Source organism: Actinoplanes sp. NPDC024001, from assembly GCF_040638955.1.
GTDB lineage: Bacteria > Actinomycetota > Actinomycetes > Mycobacteriales > Micromonosporaceae > Actinoplanes.
Genome location: NZ_JBEZZB010000066.1, coordinates 1 through 18,536 on the forward strand (window position 1 = coordinate 1; position 18,536 = coordinate 18,536).

Sequence of the window (18,536 nt, forward strand, 5' to 3'; positions counted from 1 at the left end):
GGTCGCGCTGCCGCCGGCCGCCGAGCCGGTGCCGGCGCTGCCGGCCGGCGTGCAGGCGCCGGGCGCGGTGCCCTATGTGACGCCGAACCGGGACTTCTACCGGATCGACACCGCGCTGGTCTCGCCGCAGGTGGACCCGGCCTCCTGGCAGCTGCGCATCCACGGGATGGTGCGCAACCCGATCACCCTGACCTGGGCCGACCTGTTGCGCCGCCCGATGGTGGCCCGTTACGTCACGCTGGCCTGCGTCTCCAACGAGGTCGGCGGCGACCTGATCGGGAACGCGCTCTGGCTCGGTACGCCGATCAGGGACCTGCTCGACGAGGCGGACCCGCTGCCCGAGGCGGATCAGGTGGTGCAGCGCTCGGTGGACGGCTGGACCTGCGGCACCCCCACCGCGGTGCTGCGTGACGGCCGGGACGCGCTGCTCGCGATCGGGATGAACGGCGAACCGCTGCCGGTCGAGCACGGATTCCCGGTCCGGATGGTCGTTCCCGGACTGTACGGCTACGTTTCCGCCTGCAAGTGGATCACCGAGATCGAACTGACCCGATTCTCCGACTTCGATGCCTACTGGGTGCCGCGTGGCTGGTCGGCGCAGGCGCCGGTGAAAACCCAGTCACGAATCGACACCCCGCGCAACGGCGCGAACAGGCGGGCCGGTGCGGTCACGGTGGCCGGCGTCGCCTGGGCCCAGCACCGGGGCATCGCCAAGGTCGAGGTGCAGGTCGACGACGGTCCCTGGACGGCCGCGACCCTCGCCCCCACGGTCTCCACGGACACTTGGTCGCAGTGGAGCCTGAAGTGGGCGGCGGAGCCCGGCGAACACACCCTGCGGGTGCGGGCGACCGATCTCGACGGCCTGACACAGACCGGTGACCGGGCCGAACCGGCCCCGGACGGGGCCACCGGGTGGCACGAGGTGACCATCAACATCGAGTAGTTGAAAGCCGCACTTTCGGTCCGACTCGAAAACGCAAGTCGCTCATACGGTGGGTTGCATGTCCACCGATGCGGTTGAAGAACCGCTGAATCACTCGACACGGCCCTCCGCGGAGGACCGTGTCGCCAGCCGTGTGGTGTTGCCGCGCGCCGGACGTCGTCAGGCCGCCGGTGCCTGCCGTTGTGCGGGTACTGCCGTCTTGTGGGGCCGGCCAAGGCGTGCCTCGAGCCGGACAAGGTCGACCCGTCCGTGACGATCGGCCAGATCCTCCCAGCCGACCGCGAGCAGCCGCAGCCGCTCCGATTCGCTGAAACCTCCCCAGACGCCGTACGGCTCGCGAACCGCGAGGGCGTGCGCGGCGCACTCCGCCCGGACCGGGCAGGCGCCACACATCGACTTCGCCTTGGCCTCGCGGCGATTGCGGGACGAACCGCGCTCGCCGTCGGGGTGAAAGAACTGTGCGCTGTCCCGGCCCCGGCAGAGTCCCAGTCGTTGCCAATCCCAGAGATCGGCGATGGGCCCGGGCAGTCTGCGAACGTTCGACATCAACACCCTCCTCCCGCGCGGCACCGCGGAGCGTTCGTCGTGAGGGGCCTGGCTCAGGCCTTTCGCCGGTGTACCCCGGCTGTCCCCGCCTCACACGCAACATGTCGATGTCTTCGTGAGCGGTATGGCAAAGGGGTGGCAAGTCATACCTTTCTTTCCCGTTTTTTCCATCTAAAGCGCGTAATGCTGCGGCCCTCGCGTGATCTCCTCTGAGAGAGAAGGAGGATCACTGTGCGTACCGTCCTCGTGTGCGTCCGAACCCCGCTGGCGGCCCAGACCGTCGCGTCCACCGCGGCCCGGCTCGGCATGACCGGCGTCGTAAGGACCGCGGTCAGCGAGACCGAGGCCATGATCCGCCTGGCTGAACGGCCGGCTGAAGTGGTTCTCGCCGACACCGCCGTGACCCGTCCCGACAGCGTCGGGTTCACCCGGCGCGTCCTGGCCCGCGCGCCGCAGGCGCAGGTGGTGCTCTTCGGTGCGGAAGACCCCCGGGTCGCCGCGGCGGCCGTGGCCGCCGGCGCCCGCGGCGTCATCCGCGGAGTGGAGCACGACCTGGTCAGCGTCGTCGCCAAGGCGCTGCTTCTGCTGCTGTTGCCGGTGCGCCCGCAGGGCATGCCGATCAACGGCGCCAACGCGCAGCCGGCCACCGTGGCCGGTGGCGTGCGCAACAACAACTCCCCGGCGGCCCGGGGTCAGTACCACAACGGTCCCGGCATGGGCGTGCCGAACGCGGCCGCGGTGCCGGCCATGCTCGGGCCGAACGCCCCGATGGTTCCGGCGCAGCGTGGCGACGCACCCATCGACCCGGCGACCGGGCGGCCGATGGTGGCGTGGCCCGGCAACGACGCGGGAGTCGGCATGGCCGACGCGCAGCCCGCCGGCCGGCGGCTCACGCTCACCGAGCGGGAGCTTCAGGTGCTGCGGGGGATGGCCGACGGCAAGAGCAACGCCGAGATCGGCCGGGAACTGTTCGTCTCGGAGGACACGGTCAAGACCCACGCCCGGCGGCTGTTCCGCAAGCTCGGCGCGCGCGACCGTGCCCACGCGGTGGCCGCCGGTTTCCGGGCCGGCCTGGTCGCTTAGCGGTAGGTCCGGTCAGCGGTAGGTCCGGACAGGGGGCACCACGACGTCAGTTCTCGTCGTCGGTGCCCTCTGTCAGTGTGTCGTGCACACCGTCGGCATAACCGCGGGCGTACTCCCACGTGACGTAGTGGTCCGGGTCCGGGTCGTAGGCGGGCTCGTGCACCCGTGGCCGCCCGCTGCTCAGCAGATGCCGCAGGTTGCCGCGCAACAGGTCCCAGTCGAAGTAGTGCGGCTCGTGGCAGTCCTCGCACTCGATGACCAGCCCACGGATGCCCGTCGGACTCAGCAGCGCCTGGTAGATCTCCAGGTCGGAGAGGTCCTCCAGGACGTCCTGCCGCTCGTCCTCGGTCAGCGGTTCGGCCTCGGCGTCCTCGTTGAGGTCGTCGAGACCGGCGGCCGGGTCGGTCGGGTCGCCGTTGAACGGGTCGATCGGCTCATCTTGCACCCTCATACCGTACTCACCTACCGGGCGAGTGTGCTGGCCCGCACGTTCTGTCCGCCGCCCGGGTGCCCCGTGTGGGATGGGTAGGATGATGGACTCCGCCTCTTCTCTAGGGATGATTTGTGGAAACTGACAGCGCCCGCACTGTTCCCCTCGGTCTCACGTTCGACGACGTGTTGCTGCAGCCCGGTGAGTCGGACGTGGTGCCCAGCCGGGTCAACACGGTCACCCGCCTGACCCGCAACGTGGAACTCTCCATCCCGCTGCTGTCGGCGGGCATGGACACCGTCACCGAGGCGCGGATGGCGATCGCCATGGCCCGCCAGGGTGGCATCGGGGTGCTGCACCGCAACCTCTCGGTCGAGGACCAGGCGGCCCAGGTCGACCTGGTGAAGCGCTCCGAGTCCGGCATGATCACCAACCCGATCACCTGCGGGCCGGACGACACGCTGCGCCAGGTGGACGCGCTCTGCGGGCGTTACCGCATCTCCGGCGCCCCGGTCGTCGACGCCGAGGGTGTGCTGGTCGGCATCGTGACCAACCGCGACATGCGCTTCGTCAGCGACCTCGACGCCAAGGTGCGCGACGTGATGACGAAAGCGCCGCTGATCACCGCGCCGGTCGGGGTGACCAAGGACGAGGCGCTGGCACTGCTGAGCCGGCACAAGGTGGAGAAGCTGCCGCTGGTCGACGAGAGCGGTCACCTGCGGGGTCTGATCACGGTCAAGGACTTCACCAAGAGCGAGCAGTACCCGAACGCGGCCAAGGACCCGCAGGGTCGCCTGCGCGTGGCCGCCGCGGTCGGTGTCGGCGACGACTCCTACAAGCGGGCGCGCGAGCTGGTCGACGCGGGCGTCGACGTGGTCATCGTCGACACCGCGCACGGCCACCAGCGGGCCGTGCTGGAGATGGTGGCCCGGCTGAAGAAAGACGTCACGATCGACATCGTGGGCGGCAACGTCGCGACGTATGCGGGGGCCAAGGCCCTGGTCGAGGCCGGTGCCGACGCGGTGAAGGTCGGCGTCGGGCCGGGCGCGATCTGCACCACCCGGATCGTCGCGGGCGTCGGCGTCCCGCAGATCACCGCGATCATGGAAGCCTCCCGGGCCTGCAAGCCGGCCGGTGTGCCGGTGATCGGCGACGGCGGTATCCAGTACAGCGGTGACATCGCCAAGGCGATCGTGGCCGGGGCGAACACGGTGATGCTCGGCAGCCTGCTGGCCGGTTCCGAGGAGAGCCCGGGCGAGCTGATCTTCGTGAACGGGAAGCAGTTCAAGTCGTACCGGGGCATGGGTTCGCTCGGCGCCATGCAGTCCCGCGGTCAGGCCAAGTCCTACTCCAAGGACCGCTACTTCCAGCAGGACGTCAACGAGGACAAGCTGGTCCCCGAGGGCGTCGAGGGCCAGGTGCCGTACCGTGGACCGCTGTCCCGGGTCTCGCACCAGCTGATCGGCGGCCTGCGCGCGGCCATGGGATATGTCGGTGCCGAGACCATCTCGGACCTGCAGGAGCGGGGACAACTCATCCGGATCACCGCGGCGGGCCTCAAGGAGAGCCACCCGCACGACATCCAGATGACGGTCGAGGCTCCGAACTACCACTCCCGCTAACAAAGAGGACTCAGGCCATGCGCGACGTCGTGGAGATCGGCCTCGGCAAGACCGCTCAGCGCGGATACCACCTGGACGACATCGCGGTCGTTCCGAGCCGTCGGACCCGCGACGTCGACGACGTGTCGACCGAGTGGAAGCTCGACGCGTACCCCTTCAAGATCCCCTGCGTCGCGCACCCGTCGGACGCCACCATGAGCCCGGACTCGGCGATCGCCCTGGGCCGCCTCGGCGGCCTGGGCGTGCTCAACGCCGAGGGCCTCTGGACCCGCTACGAGGACCCCAGCAAGATCCTCGAAGAGCTGGCCTCGCTGGACGAGGACGCCGACGCCACCAAGCGGCTGCAGGAGGTGTACGCGGAGCCGATCAAGCCGGAGCTGATCGCCGAGCGGGTCCGGCAGATCCGGGCCGGTGGCGTCACCGTGGCCGTCCGGGTGTCGCCGCAGCACACCCTCGCGCTGGCCCCGGTCGTCCTCGACGCCGGCGTCGACCTGCTGGTGATCCAGGGCACGCTGGTCTCGGCCGAGCACGTCTCCACCACCGACGAGCCGCTGAACCTCAAGGAGTTCATCGCCGACCTCGACCTTCCGGTCATCGTCGGCGGGTGCACTGACTACAAGACGGCACTGCACCTGATGCGTACGGGGGCGGCCGGCGTCATCGTCGGTGTCGGCGCCGACGAGTGGTCCACGACGGACACCGTGCTCGGCATCCGGGTGCCGATGGCCACCGCGATCGCCGACGCCGCGGCGGCCCGCCGTGACTACCTGGACGAGACCGGCGGCCGTTACGTGCACCTGATCGCCGACGGCGGCATCGCCACCTCCGGCGACATCGCCAAGGCGATCGGCTGCGGCGCCGACGCGGTGATGCTGGGTGAGCCGCTCTCGCTCGCCGAGGGCGCGCCGGCCGGTGGCGCCTGGTGGCACTCGGCGGCCAGCCACCCGGCCCTGCCGCGCGGCGGGTTCTGCATCGCCGGCGAGCCCGACGGCACCCTCGAAGAGGTGCTCTACGGTCCGGCCGACCGCCCGGACGGCCAGCTCAACCTCTTCGGCGGTCTGCGCCGGGCGATGGCCAAGTGCGGCTACCGCGACGTCAAGGAGTTCCAGAAGGTCGGCCTGGTCCTGGACCGGCCCTGATCATCTGCTTTACGGGACCGGGGGCTTCTCGGTCCCGTAGAGCCAGTCCTGGAAGAACCCGTCGAGGTCCTTTCCGGACGTCTCCTCGGCGGCGGCGATGAACTCGGCGGTGGTGACGTTGCCGTTGCGGTGCTCGCTGGTCCACGACTTGACCAGCTTGGCGAACGCCTCGTCGCCGATGGTGCGGCGCAGCGCGTGCACGGTCATCGCCCCGCGCGTGTAGACGGCCGCACCGAACAACCGGCTCGGCGTCGGATCGCCGGGAATCTCGGTCCAGTCGAAGCCCGCGTACGCCCGGTCGAAGAGTTTCTGCGCGCTCGCCTCGCCCTCGTGCTCGGAGAAGAGCCACTCCGCGTAGGTCGCGAAGCCCTCGTTGAGCCAGATGTCCTGCCACCGGGTCAGTGCCACGCTGTCGCCGAACCACTGATGCGCCAGCTCGTGCGCGACCACGCTCGGGTTGACGCCACCGGCGAAGAACGTGTTGCCGTAGACCGGCCGCGCCTGCGTCTCCAGCGCGTAGCGGATCTGCTCCGCGTCGACCACCACGCCGCCGTTCGCGTCGAACGGGTACGGCCCGAAGTGCCCGGCCAGGAAGTCGGTGATCTCTCCGGTCCGGGCGAGAGAACGGGCCGCCGGGCCGTCGGCCGGCATCGACTCCGGGACCGCCGTGACCATCGGCTTGCCGTTGTGGGTGCCGGTGGTGATCCGATATTGCCCGATCACCACTGTGGACAGGTAGCTGGCCATCGGTGAGCTCTCGCTCCATCGCCACGTGGTCCAGTCGTCCACGGTCTCCCGCTCACCGGGCACGCCGTTGCTGAGCACCTCGACGCCGTCCGGGACGGTCATCGCCAGCGCGAAGGTGGCCTTGTCCGACGGGTGGTCGTTGACCGGGTACCAGGTGCTGGCCGACTCCGGCTGGCCGAGCGCGATGGCCCCGTCCGGGGTGCGCATCCAGCCGCCGTTGCCCAGCGTCTTGTTCTCCAGCAGGCCCGGCACACCGGCGTAGCGGACCACGACGGTGAACCGCTGCCCGGTGGTGATCCCGGTGGCCGGAGTGACGACCAGTTCGTTGCCCTCGGCCGTGCCGGTGGCGGCCGCGCCGTCCACAGTGACCTGCTCGGCCTTCAGCTTCGCCAGGTCGAGGTTGAACCGGGACAGGTCCTGGGTGGCGGTCGCGGTGATGGTCGCGGTGCCGCTGAGCCGGCCGGTGCCGGGCTCGTAGCGCAGGTCCAGGTCGTAGCCGGCGACGTCGTAGCCCCCGTTGCCGTACTTCGGGAAGTACGGGTCGCCGGCGCCCTCGCTGCCCGGGGCGAAGCTGGGTGCGGCCGACGGGCTGGGCGGCGGGGTGGGCTCGGTCCGGTCCGCCGAGCAGCCCGTGAGCACCAACACCAGGGCCAGCCAGCCGCGTCGCTTCATGTGATCGAGGGTACGGCTCTATCCCTTGTCGACCAGCTTGGGATGGTCCGCCAGATAGGCGGCGGCCCGGTTTCTCACCAGGGCCTTGAGGAAGCCCGTGCCCTCGGGTTTCAGCTGCTCACCCAGGTAGCCACCGCCCCTGCCGACACCGCCGCCGGGCAGGCTCACCGTGGTGATGGTCGCCGGGGTCAGGTTGCGCAGGGCGTACGCGTACTCGAACGGGCTACGGCCGCCCACGTACACCAGTGACTTGCCGAGCGCGTCGATCACCCTCCCCAGCTTGGCCGCATCCTGCAGGCCCTGCTTCATGGCGGTGGCGAGGATCGCCTCGACCAGTTGCCGGTGGTGCCGCTGCCGGTCGTAGTCGCCGTTCGGCAGACCGTAGCGCTGGCGGGCGTAGTCGATCGCCTGCCAGCCGACCAGCCGCCGCTTGCCGGGCTGGTAGACCGCCTGCGGGCCGGTGAAGTCGCCGCCGCCGCGGGCGAGCGGGCGCAGTGAGCCGTCCGGTTTGCGGTGCCGGGACTCGACCCGCTGGTCGATGACCATGTCGATGCCGCCGAGCGCGTCGACGAGCTTCTCCATGCCGCGGAAGTTGAGGATCGCCCCGCCCTGGAAGGTCTTGATCCCGGTGTACCCGCTCAGCGTCCTGGTGAGCAGCTCGTACCCCTGCTGGACGCTCTTCTTCTTCGAGCCCGGGATCCGCGATCCCCGGCTCATCGCCTCGGTGATCTTGTAGCGGCCGCCGCCGAAGCCGGCTTTCTTGTAGGCCGGGATGTCGACCCGCAGGTCACGGGGGAGGGAGTAGAGGTATCCGGACTTCAGCCCGGCGTCGACGTGCAACAGCATGATCGTGTCGGCGTGCGGTTCCCAGCCGGGGATCGAGACCCGGGTGTCGACGCCGACCAGCACCAGGTCGAGCGGACCCTTGATGTCGGCGCCGGGCGACGGGGCCGGAGATGCGGAAACCGTCGCCGAGGGGGTGACCGGGAGCGTCGACGCCGGTGCGGAAACGGCGGGTGCGGCGGCCGGCTCGGAGGGCTCTCGATTGATCGCTACCGCGACGCCGATGCCGGCGATCAGCGCCAGGACGACTCCGGCAAGCATCGCCCAGGTGATCTTGCTGTTCCGCATAGCGGAACAGTAGATGACATCGGTGGAGTGCTCAACAACGATGCATATCTCGCTCAATGGAACCGGTGTTGCGGAATTCAAGATCGCCGCTACGCTGGCTCGGCGGCGCGTCGGTACGCGACCGTCGCTACGGGGGAGGGCTGGTAGCGAATGAAATCATCTCACCGGCGTATCACGGTCGGGCTGGTCACCGCCGGTCTGGCCGCGAGCCTCGGCGCCTTCGGCGTCGCGGACGCCGCGGACACGACGTCCCTTCCGGTGCGGCTGATCGTCGGGCTCAAAGCCGGCGTCGACGCCAACGCCGGTCTCTCCGGCGCCGACCGGTTCGGCGTACGGGACCTGATGGCCCGTCGGAGCCAGATGTCCCGCGATCTGGGCAACGCGCTCGGCGCGAAGTCGATGGAGGTCGCCGGCACGCGGGTGGCGTCGGCCATCGCCGCGCTCCGCAGCGACCCGAACGTCGCCTACGTCGAGGTCGACGGGCAGTCCAAGGCATTCGACGTGGCGCCGAACGACCCGGTTTTCTCCGGCGGGTACCAGCCCGAGCTGCGCCAGCTCAACGTGCCGAAGGCGTGGGACACCACGACCGGCGCCGGGGTGAAGGTCGCGGTGCTCGACACCGGCGTCTCCCCGGTCGGTGACCTGGCCGGCAAGGTGCTGCCCGGCTACGACTTCTACCACTACGACAACGACGCCAACGACAACGACGCGGGCGCGTTCCGGCACGGCACGGTTGTCGCCTCGCTGATCGCGGCCACCCCCAACAACGGGGCCGGCATGGCCGGGGTCTGCGGCGGCTGCCAGATCCTTCCGGTGAAGGTGCTCGGCGGCAAGAACGGCATCGGCTACAACTACGACATCGCCCAGGGCATCATCTACGCGGTCCAGCAGGGCGCGAAGATCATCAACATGTCTCTCGGTGGCCCGTCCCGCTCGACGGCCATCCAGAACGCGGTGGCGTACGCGAACGGCCGGGGTGTCCTGGTCGTCGCCGCGGCCGGCAACGAGGGCGAAGACGGGAACCCGGTGAACTACCCGGCGGCCTACTCGGACGTGCTGTCGGTGGCCGCCACCAACACGCGCACCGGTGGCACCGCCCTGACCAGCTGGTCCAGTTACGGCGCCGGCTGGGTGGACGTCGCCGCGCCGGGCATCACCGCCGGCATGTGGAGCAACGGCAAGTACTGCTGGGACGGCAACACCGCCGCCTGCGGCGGTCACACGCTGCAGGGCACCTCGTTCGCCGCGCCGCTGGTCTCCGGGGTCGCCGCCCTGATCGCCTCCCGCAAGCCGAACTACCAGGGCTGGAGCCTGCAGAACTCGATCCTGGCCAGCACCCGCAAGATCACCAACCGGGTGAAGTACGGCCTGGTGGACGCCAACGCGGCGCTCTTCAAGTCCACCGACACCGTGCCGCCGACGGTGACCGGGATGACCCCCCGGCAGAACGCGGCGGTGCGTGGCACCGTGGCGGTCGTCCCGACCGGGATGACCGACGCCAAGTCCGGCATCCGCGCCGTCGAGCTCTACGTGGACGGCAAGCACCACAGCGTGGACTACGCCTCACCGTGGGCACCCACCCTGAAGACCACCGGGCGCAACGGCGCGATCAAGCTGCAGCTGCGGGTCACCGACAAGGCCGGCAACCGCACCTGGAGCCCGTCCCGCGTGGTGATCGCCGACAACGTGCTGCCGTCGGTGAGCATCACCAAGGGCCCGAAGAACAAGGCCAAGGTCAAGGGCACGGTCACGATCAAGGTCAAGGCCTCCGACCGGTCCGGGATCAGCAAGGTGCAGCTGCTGGTGAACGGCAAGGTGGTCGCCACCGACACCACGGCGGGCTACAGCCTCAAGTTCAAGGTGTCGAAGCAGAAGAAAAAGATGAAGGTCCGGGTCCGGGCCTACGACAAGGCGGGCAACGTCAGGTACGTGACGACTCGTACGTACTACCGCGCCTGATACACCACAGCGCTGAGGGGCGGCTCCGGAAGGGGCCGCCCCTCGCCGGTAAACTCGCCGGGTGAGTACCCCGCGTCCCGTCCTCGTCGTCGACTTCGGCGCACAGTACGCCCAGCTGATCGCCCGCCGGGTCCGTGAGGCCCGCGTCTACTCGGAAATCGTCCCGCACTCGATGCCGGTCGCCGAGATGCTGGCGAAGAACCCCGCCGCGATCATCCTGTCCGGAGGCCCCTCCAGCGTCTACGAGCCGGGTGCGCCCTCGCTCGACGCGGGTCTCTTCGGCAGCGACGTGCCGGTCTTCGGCATCTGTTACGGCTTCCAGGTGATGGCCCAGGCGCTCGGCGGCACGGTGGCACACACCGGCTCCCGGGAGTACGGGCGGACCCTGCTCGCCGCCCAGGGCGGCACCCTGCTCCGCGACCTCCCCGCTGACCTGCCGGTGTGGATGAGCCACGGCGACAGCGTCGCGGTCGCCCCGGAAGGCTTCGCGGTCACCGCCTCGACCCCCGGCGCACCGGTCGCCGCCTTCGAGGACCTGACCGCCAAGCGGGCCGGCGTGCAGTTCCACCCCGAGGTGGCGCACACCGAGCAGGGCCAGGAGATGCTCAAGCGCTTCCTGTACGACATCGCCGGCATCGAGCCCACCTGGACCCCCGGCAACATCATCGAGGACCAGGTCGCTCTCATCCGCTCGCAGGTGGGCGACAAGCAGGTCATCTGCGGTCTTTCCGGTGGCGTCGACTCGGCCGTCGCGGCGGCTCTCGTGCACAAGGCGATCGGTGACCAGCTCACCTGCATCTTCGTCGACCACGGTCTGCTGCGTGCCGGCGAGGCCGAGCAGGTCGAGAAGGACTATGTCGCGGCCACCGGCATCCGCCTCAAGGTGGTCGACGCTTCCGACCAGTTCCTCGGGCACCTGGCGGGGGTCACCGACCCCGAGGAGAAGCGCAAGATCATCGGGCGCGAGTTCATCCGCACGTTCGAGGCCGCCGCGCGCGAGCTGGACGCCGAGCGGCACATCGAGTTCCTGGTGCAGGGCACTCTCTACCCGGACGTGGTGGAGTCCGGCGGCGGCACCGGCACGGCCAACATCAAGTCGCACCACAACGTCGGCGGTCTCCCCGACGACCTGCAGTTCGCGCTGATCGAGCCGCTGCGCACGCTGTTCAAGGACGAGGTGCGGGCGCTCGGCGCCGAGCTCGGCCTGCCCGAGGCGATGGTGCAGCGGCACCCGTTCCCGGGTCCGGGCCTGGCCATCCGGATCATCGGTGCGGTGGACCGGGAGCGGCTCGACATCCTGCGCCAGGCCGATCTGATCGCCCGCGAGGAGCTCACCGCCGCCGGGCTGGACCGTGACGTCTGGCAGTTCCCGGTGGTCCTGCTCGCTGACGTACGCAGCGTGGGCGTGCAGGGCGACGGGCGGACCTACGGGCACCCGGTGGTTCTGCGCCCGGTGTCCAGTGAGGACGCCATGACCGCGGACTGGTCGCGGCTGCCGTACGACCTGATCGCGAAGATCTCGAACCGGATCACCAACGAGGTCCGGGAGATCAATCGCGTGGTTCTGGACGTCACCAGTAAGCCCCCGGGCACCATCGAGTGGGAGTGACGCTGCGTGACTAATCAGTGGCTCAGGGCGGGTGAAACCGTCCTGAGCTGCGATTACGCACCGCTATCCCACTGTCAGGAATCCGACAGAAGTTCTTGAGAGGTAACATAATCCGGTCAGAATGCCCCCCGTGACCCCCGCACTTGAACCGCTCCGCAGGATCGCCGCCTACGCCGTCGCCCGCGACGACGAGGGCCGCGTCCTCCTGGTCCGTGCCTCGTCCAAGTCCGGCACTCCCGGAGTCTGGTCGCTGCCCGGCGGCGCCGTCGATCACGGCGAAGATCCCAACCACACGGTCGTCCGCGAGACCGCGGCGGAGACCGGACTCTCCGTCGCCGTGTCCGGGCTGCGTGACGTCCTGGCGGACATGCGCTCGCTGCCGCACCGAGGCGTCACCATCCACACCGATCGGCTCATCTACTCGGTGTCGATACGCGGCGGCAACCTGATCGACCGGGTCGGCCACCCCACCGACCTGGCGCGCTGGCACACCCTGGAGGAGGCGGAGCGGCTGCGGCTGCGCCCGTTCACCGCGGCCGCCCTCGGGCTGTCCGCCGCCTCCGCCGACCTGCGGCCGGAGGAGGTGCCGGACTTCCCCTCCTTCTACGCCTACCGCGGGCCGGACGGACTGCACCGGGCGCAGCGCTTCGCGGCGTACGCGATCGCCACCGACCCGCACGACAACCTGCTGCTCACCAAGATCTCGCCGGGATACCCGGGCGCCGGCTGCTGGCACCTGCCCGGCGGTGGCACCGACTACGGCGAGCAGCCCGGCACCGCGCTGATCCGGGAACTCGTCGAGGAGACCGGCCAGCAGGGCCGGCTGGTCGAGCTGCTCGGCGTGGCCAGCCACCGCGACGCCGCCTCGCTCGGCCCGGAGGGTTACCCGATCGACTGGCACGGCGTCCGCGCCTTCTACCGGGTGATCGTCGACAAGCCCACCCCGGTCACCATCCACGACGTGGGCGGTTCGACCGACGAGGCCCGGTGGATGCCGCTCAAGGAGGTCGCCGCCCTCGCCGCCGACCAGCTCACCGAAGTCACCGCCGAGGCGCTGCGGGCGGCGCGACTAATCTAGGCGCGGTGAAGATCAGAAGAAGGGCCGCGGCGTACGGTGTGTGCCGGGCCGCCGACGGCCGGGTGCTGCTGACCCGTGGTTCGGACGCCTGCGCGTTTCCCGGTGTCTGGTCGCTGCCCGGCGGCGGCATCGACCACGGCGAGCACCCGGACGACACGATCGTCCGGGAATTCGCTGAGGAGAGCGGTCTGGAGGTGCGCGTCACCGGCGTCCGCACGGTGCTCGCCGACCTGGCCCGCCTGCCCGACGACTCGATCGAGCACACCGACCGGATCGTCTACGACGTCGAGGTGGCCGGCGGGCAGCTGCGCCCCGAGGCGTCCGGCACCAGTGACCTGGTCGAGTGGGCCACCCCGGCCGAGGTGGCCGCCCGTCCGCTGCTGCCCTTCGCGGCGCGCGTCCTCGGTGTCCGGTTCGACGAGATCGCCGAGCTTCCGGCCGGCTTCGCGGCCGGCGAGATCGAGCGCACGCCGGGCCGGGTTCAGCGCTTCGGGGCGTACGGCCTGGCCACCGACCCGGACGGGCGGGTCCTGCTGACCCGCATCGCCGAGGGTTACCCGGGCGGCGGCCTGTGGCACCTGCCCGGCGGCGGCACCGACTTCGGCGAGACCCCGGAGCGTGCCCTGGCCCGTGAGCTGGTGGAAGAGACCTCGCAGCGGGGCCGGATCGTCGGCCTGCTCGGCGTCGGGCACCGTTACGACCCGGCCGCGATGGGCCCGGAGGGGGTGCCGCTCGACTGGCACGTGATCCGGGTGATCTACCGGATTCAGGTCGACGAACCGACCCCCGCGGCGGTCACCGAGGCGGCCGGCGGATCGACCGCGGAAGCCGCCTGGTTCACCCGCGACGAGCTCGACAACCTGTCGCTCACCGAGCTGAGCCGGGAAGCGTTGGTCCGGACGGGCTAAAATCGTGACACGGAAGGTTGAGGGAGTGTCCGACGGTCCGCGGGAGGGATGAAACCGTCGGCTCTCGTCGTTGCACTTCAGGACTGTTCGCCCTCTCGCCAAGGCCGTCCCGCTGTGCGATGGTGTAACCCGCAATTTCGCCGGTCTCCCGCAAGTGCCCGGCGGAACACCCGAACTCCATGGAGGAAGCACGTGCCGAGTACCCCTTGGCGCCGGCGTCGATCGACGGATAGTCCCCGTCCCGCCGGACGTCGTTGGGCTGGCCGGCTGCGCCGCGGCGGCACCATCGCCCGGCAAGCCCTGATGGTTCGGGTGGGCCGCCGCTCCGCCGAGACCGGGCGGGCCGCCACCGCCACCCGGGCCGAGGTTCTCTACACCGGGCCGGAACCGGTGCGGACTGTGTTGATCCCCGCGCCTGGAGTTCCTGTGGACGTGCCCGCCGCCGTCGCCGAGACGGTGCCGGCTCCCATCCCTCTGCTACCCGGTGAGCACACCATGACCCGGCGTGCGAGCTTTGCCCTGGTCAACGCCTGCACGCTGGCCAGCCTGGGGCTCGGCCTGCTGGCGATCTTCCTGGCCATGGACGGTGAGCCGCGGATCGCCGCCGCCTGCCTGGTGGCCTGCGTGGTGTTCGACGGCCTGGACGGTGCGCTCGCCCGCAAGCTGGGCGTTTCCAGCCCGTTCGGCGCCCAGATGGACTCGCTGGCCGACATGTGCTCGTTCGGCCTCGCCGCCCCGGTGGTGGTTTACGCCTCGCTGGCCGACTCGGTTCCCGCGGCCGCCGCAGCGGTGGCATGTGCCCTGGTCGCCGGCTGCGCCGCGATCCGGCTGGCCCGCTTCAACGTCTCGCCCAAGGACGGCCGCTTCTTCTGCGGCGTGCCCACCACGATGGCCGCCGCGGTGCTGGCGCTGGCCGTGCTGATCGGCCTGCCGCTGCCCGGGATGGCGCTGCTCGCCGGCGTGACCCTGCTGGCGTTCGCGATGGTGTCCAGCTTCCCCTATGCGAAGCTTGCCCGGATCGTCAAGCTGCCGCCGTGGCTGTGGCTGCTCCCCATCGTGGGCGCCCTGCTCCAGCCGCAGATGACCTTCGTGCTGATCGTCGCGACCTACCTGGTCAGCGGCCCGGTCCTCTGGATGAGGGCCAAGCGCTGAGCCTGATGGCCTCGCTCCGCTCGGCGGGCAATGCGCCCCTGGACGTCGATGACGAGAGGACCGAAAACGACCACGGCTTCGCCTAGCCGTTCTCGGCCCTCCCGTCATCGAGGGGCGCATTGCGTTGTGCTCCGGGTCGAAACACTCGAGAAGGGCCGCCTCCCCTAGGAGGCGGCCCTTCTTCACAGGCGGGTTCGGCCACCGCATCAGCCCGGCGGTCGCGGATCGGCCGCAAGCGGGCAGTCAGGTCGCGCGGGTAGCACAGAGCCCTGCCGAACGCGTACGCCGAAGGGTTTTCAGCTCTTCCAGCGGGCGATGACGGTGGATCCGCCGACCACGCGCTCGCTGACGCTGACCGTGGCCTCGGCCCTGTCGGCGGGCAGGTAGACGTCGGTGCGTGAGCCGAAGCGGATCAGGCCGTAGCGCTCGCCCTTGGCGAGCAGCGTCCCGACCGGGGCGCGCTGCACGATGCGGCGCGCGATCAGACCGGTGCGCTGGGCCACCACGACGGTGCCCTGCTCGGTGTCGAGCACGGTGTAGGCCGCGACGTTGTGCTCGGCGGCGGCGGTCATCGCGTTCGCGTAGCCGCCCTCCTCGACGAAGTAGTCGGCCACCCGCCCGGCCACCGGCGAGCGGTTGACGTGCACGTCGAAGACGGAGAGGAAGACCGCGATCCGCAGGAACTCACCGGGACCGAAGCGCTCGTCGTGCATCCGCTCGACCGACAGCACCTTGCCGTCCGCGGAGGCGACCACGGCCGACGGGTCGGCCGGCACGTCCCGCTCCGGGTCCCGGAAGAACGCGGCGACCGGGGCGGCGGCCACCGCGGGCAGCAGCCACAGCTTCGACTTCGGCCGCGCCCGGCGGGCGATCGCGGCCAGGCCGAGCGCGATGCCGGCGGCCGCGACGCCGTTGGAGTCGATGTGCATGGTGCGGGTCAGCGGGACGCTGGACGACCGGTACGCCGGGGCGAGGGTCGCGGCGGTCGCCACCTCGGCCGGGCTGAAGCGCAGCTTGTGCACCCGCAGCGGCGGCTGGTTGCGCACGATCAGGTCGGAGCCGACGCCGAAGAGGGCGCCCTGGCGGAACAGTTCCGCGGCGGCGCCGGCGGTGCGGCCGGGTGCGGCCGGCGTGGCGACCGAGAGGACCGCGCCGTCGGCCAGGTACTTACCGAGGCGGTCGAGCATGGCCCGGGTCTCGTCGGCGGTGCCGGTGAGCGGCTCCGCGACGATCACCACGTCGGCGGGCTGGGCCTCGTCGAGCGACTCGACGACCTTCACCCGGTCGGCGATCCAGCTGCCCAGACCGGTGATGTGGCCGCGCAGCAGGTCGGTGCTGCTGTGCTCGCCGGGGACCAGCGTGAGGCTGTCACCCGGCAGCAGGGCCTCGACGGCGGCGGCCACCACGGCCGAGGCGTGATCGGCGCCGACCAGCAGCGCGGAGGTGGCCGCGTTCTGGCGGGCGAACTCAGCGGTCAGGGCACGGGCGGCCCGGGCACCCACGCCGGGTACGGGCGTGGTGGACACGGCGGGATACGGGGTCATTCAGCGAGCATATTGCCCCGCCCACCGGTTACCTCCCGGTGGGCGGGGCAGAGCAGGACGATCAGTCCTGCCGGGGATGCTCCTTGGTGTCCTCCGGGTGCTCCCGGGCGAACCGGGCCCCCGGGTCGTCGAGCAGCTCCTGCACGATCGAGGCGTGCATCTCCGGCGGGAGGTTGCCCGGCGTCTCGACGGCGGCCTCGGCGACCACCGGGGCGGGCAGATCGCGGCGGCCCGAACGCAGCGCCCCGAGCAGGCCGACCACCCCGAAGAAGATCAGGCCACCGGCGACGATCCAGCCGACCGCGGGCAGGTGCAGCGTGACCACCTGGGAGATCGCCCACCAGAAGGCGACCGCCAGGAAGAGCAGGCCGAAGCTGAACGAGACGGCGTCCATGCGGTGCGGCTTCATCGGGCCACCTCCAGGTTCCCGGCCTCCATCTGGAGGTCCAGCAGCAGCGTGCCGCCGCCGGCGCCGTCTGTACCCAGGTCGCTGACCGACTGGCTGCCGGCGTCGTTGAACTCGTTGCCGAAGAGCAAGGTGCGCCCGCCGTCGAGCTGCACGTCCGCGGTGGTGTCCACCTCCGGCGGCAGCAGCACCCGCAGCTGGCCGAGCTTCATGGTGACCGTGGTGGCCTGCTCGGCGCCGGAGAAGTCCACCTGGCGCAGGTCCAGGGTGACATTGCCGAAGGTGAAGTCGTAGCGGTCGGCCACCTCGGCGAGGTTCGCCGGGCGGTAGACGCTGGGCGTGAAGTCCTGGCCGAAGCGTTCCACCCCGGTCGAGACCACCAGCCCGAAGGTGATGATCAGGGCCAGCGCGATCAGCCCGCGGGCCCGGCCGAACCAGGTGCCGACGATCAGGCCGAGCGCGGTGGTCGCCAGCGCCAGGGCGAAGTAGGCGGAGACCGCGACGTCCACGCCGGCCATGTCGAGCACGGCCAGCACGCCCATCGCAACCACGACGGCGAAGAAGGTCAGCCGGCCGAGGATCGACCGCTCCTTCGGCGGCTTCGCCGCCTTGACCGGCTTGGCCGGCGCCGGAGGTTGCGGCGGCAGGTTCGCGGAGCCGGCGTACGGACCGTGCGGCGCGAACGGCGGCCGATAGCCCCCGGCCGGCGGCTCGAAGCGGGGCGGAGCCGGCGGCGCGGTCACCGGTTCTGCGGGCGGTGCGGGTGCGGCCGGCGCGGTGAACGCCATCGTCGGTTCCTCAGCGGCCGGCGGGGCAGGCGGGGGCGGCGGCGCCGTCGGCGGCGGTGCAGGAGCGGGAAATGTGGCGTCCCGGGCCGGCACCCCACCCCGCTTGATGAGCAGGAACGCCCCGATGATCACGGCGGCCGCGAGCATGCTCGCCCGCGCTCCCGAGTTGACGATGAAGGCGAAGGTCAGCAGCGCGGCGCCGCCGAGCAGCACCACGGAGAGCGGGGCCATCCCGGACTGCCCCTTGCCGAGCAGCGACTCGATCGGCGAGGCGGTGTCGCCCTCGGACGGGATGATCAGCCAGCCGATCAGGTAGAGCAGCACCCCGGTGCCGCCGAGGATGCCGAGCACGGCGAGCAGCACCCGCCAGAGCACCGGATCGGTGTTGGTGGCCCGGGCCAGCGCGCCGCAGACACCCGCGACGTACCGGCCGTTGCGCGGCCGGACGAGCTGCTGGCGGGCGAAGGCGGCGCCGGCCGAGGAGAGCCACGGGGGCACGTTGGCGTTCGGCGGGAAGCCGGCGCCCGGGCCGGGCGGCGGTGGCGCGGCGGTCTCACCGGCGGGCGGATTCTCGGACGATGCCGGCTCGCCCTGGGGACCGGCACCCGGCGTGGAAGGTCCGCGGGGTTCGGCAGCTTCGTCGTTCATGGTTCGATCGTGCTGGTCCCACCACCCCAGCCGCTTCCGGAACCGACCCTGAGGCCACCCTGAGATCCGGGCCCCCGGTTTCCGGGGTACTTCCCCGTGGCCCGGGCTTGTCCCCCGTGTGACGATCGAAG

16 protein-coding genes are annotated in these 18,536 nt (G+C 70.8%); 9 read left to right on the forward strand and 7 right to left on the reverse strand.

The window, feature by feature from the left end:
- Positions 1-943, forward strand: a 943-nt coding sequence (locus AB0F81_RS24975; RefSeq protein ID WP_360200941.1) for a molybdopterin-dependent oxidoreductase, incomplete at its 5' end; no start/stop codon positions are given.
- A 159-nt stretch (positions 944-1,102) separates the two neighbouring features.
- On the opposite strand, the gene AB0F81_RS24980 is transcribed toward AB0F81_RS24975, so the two are convergent.
- Positions 1,103-1,489, reverse strand: coding sequence for a WhiB family transcriptional regulator (locus tag AB0F81_RS24980; protein ID WP_360200942.1), 387 nt, complete (start codon positions 1,487-1,489; stop codon positions 1,103-1,105).
- 231 nt (positions 1,490-1,720) lie between these two features.
- On the opposite strand from AB0F81_RS24980, the gene AB0F81_RS24985 reads away from it, so the two are divergent.
- Positions 1,721-2,572 (forward strand): helix-turn-helix transcriptional regulator, encoded by an 852-nt coding sequence (locus tag AB0F81_RS24985; protein ID WP_360200944.1) that lies wholly within the window; start codon positions 1,721-1,723, stop codon positions 2,570-2,572.
- A 46-nt stretch (positions 2,573-2,618) separates the two neighbouring features.
- Here AB0F81_RS24985 and AB0F81_RS24990 read toward each other — a convergent pair whose 3' ends face one another.
- The gene (locus AB0F81_RS24990) at positions 2,619-3,017 is read right to left on the reverse strand and encodes a DUF5319 domain-containing protein (protein ID WP_360200945.1); all 399 of its coding nucleotides are present in this window, start codon (positions 3,015-3,017) and stop codon (positions 2,619-2,621) included.
- A 119-nt stretch (positions 3,018-3,136) separates the two neighbouring features.
- Between AB0F81_RS24990 and guaB the strand changes: the two genes are divergently transcribed.
- Positions 3,137-4,624, forward strand: a complete 1,488-nt coding sequence (gene guaB / locus AB0F81_RS24995) for an IMP dehydrogenase (RefSeq protein ID WP_360200946.1) — start codon at positions 3,137-3,139, stop codon at positions 4,622-4,624.
- Between the two features lie 17 nt (positions 4,625-4,641).
- The gene (locus tag AB0F81_RS25000) at positions 4,642-5,763 is read left to right on the forward strand and encodes a GuaB3 family IMP dehydrogenase-related protein (RefSeq protein WP_360200948.1); all 1,122 of its coding nucleotides are present in this window, start codon (positions 4,642-4,644) and stop codon (positions 5,761-5,763) included.
- Positions 5,764-5,772: 9 nt separating this feature from the next.
- Here AB0F81_RS25000 and AB0F81_RS25005 read toward each other — a convergent pair whose 3' ends face one another.
- Together AB0F81_RS25005 and AB0F81_RS25010 are read right to left on the reverse strand one after the other, a co-directional pair.
- Positions 5,773-7,182, reverse strand: coding sequence for a M1 family metallopeptidase (locus AB0F81_RS25005; protein ID WP_360200950.1), 1,410 nt, complete (start codon positions 7,180-7,182; stop codon positions 5,773-5,775).
- Positions 7,183-7,200: 18 nt separating this feature from the next.
- Positions 7,201-8,313, reverse strand: a complete 1,113-nt coding sequence (locus AB0F81_RS25010) for an LCP family protein (RefSeq protein WP_360200951.1) — start codon at positions 8,311-8,313, stop codon at positions 7,201-7,203.
- A 150-nt stretch (positions 8,314-8,463) separates the two neighbouring features.
- Here AB0F81_RS25010 and AB0F81_RS25015 point away from each other — a divergent pair, with 150 nt between their 5' ends.
- The 5 genes from AB0F81_RS25015 to AB0F81_RS25035 all read left to right on the forward strand — a co-directional run bounded on the left by AB0F81_RS25015 (position 8,464) and on the right by AB0F81_RS25035 (position 15,019).
- Positions 8,464-10,272 (forward strand): S8 family serine peptidase, encoded by a 1,809-nt coding sequence (locus AB0F81_RS25015; RefSeq protein ID WP_360200952.1) that lies wholly within the window; start codon positions 8,464-8,466, stop codon positions 10,270-10,272.
- Positions 10,273-10,333: 61 nt separating this feature from the next.
- On the forward strand, positions 10,334-11,881 hold the full coding sequence (gene guaA / locus AB0F81_RS25020; RefSeq protein WP_360200953.1) for a glutamine-hydrolyzing GMP synthase: 1,548 nt from the start codon (positions 10,334-10,336) through the stop codon (positions 11,879-11,881).
- A gap of 130 nt (positions 11,882-12,011) precedes the next feature.
- On the forward strand, positions 12,012-12,959 hold the full coding sequence (locus tag AB0F81_RS25025; protein WP_360200954.1) for an NUDIX domain-containing protein: 948 nt from the start codon (positions 12,012-12,014) through the stop codon (positions 12,957-12,959).
- A gap of 5 nt (positions 12,960-12,964) precedes the next feature.
- Positions 12,965-13,867 (forward strand): NUDIX domain-containing protein, encoded by a 903-nt coding sequence (locus tag AB0F81_RS25030; RefSeq protein WP_360200955.1) that lies wholly within the window; start codon positions 12,965-12,967, stop codon positions 13,865-13,867.
- 267 nt (positions 13,868-14,134) lie between these two features.
- Positions 14,135-15,019 (forward strand): CDP-alcohol phosphatidyltransferase family protein, encoded by an 885-nt coding sequence (locus AB0F81_RS25035; RefSeq protein ID WP_360201015.1) that lies wholly within the window; start codon positions 14,135-14,137, stop codon positions 15,017-15,019.
- 296 nt (positions 15,020-15,315) lie between these two features.
- Here AB0F81_RS25035 and AB0F81_RS25040 read toward each other — a convergent pair whose 3' ends face one another.
- The 3 genes from AB0F81_RS25040 to AB0F81_RS25050 all read right to left on the reverse strand — a co-directional run bounded on the left by AB0F81_RS25040 (position 15,316) and on the right by AB0F81_RS25050 (position 18,405).
- On the reverse strand, positions 15,316-16,563 hold the full coding sequence (locus AB0F81_RS25040; RefSeq protein WP_360200957.1) for a phosphatidylserine decarboxylase: 1,248 nt from the start codon (positions 16,561-16,563) through the stop codon (positions 15,316-15,318).
- A 61-nt stretch (positions 16,564-16,624) separates the two neighbouring features.
- Complete coding sequence (locus AB0F81_RS25045; RefSeq protein ID WP_360200959.1) at positions 16,625-16,972, reverse strand: hypothetical protein; 348 nt, start codon at positions 16,970-16,972, stop codon at positions 16,625-16,627.
- Positions 16,969-18,405, reverse strand: a complete 1,437-nt coding sequence (locus AB0F81_RS25050; RefSeq protein ID WP_360200960.1) for a PspC domain-containing protein — start codon at positions 18,403-18,405, stop codon at positions 16,969-16,971. The genes AB0F81_RS25045 and AB0F81_RS25050 overlap by 4 nt, the downstream gene beginning before the upstream one ends.
- Positions 18,406-18,536: the final 131 nt, after the last annotated feature.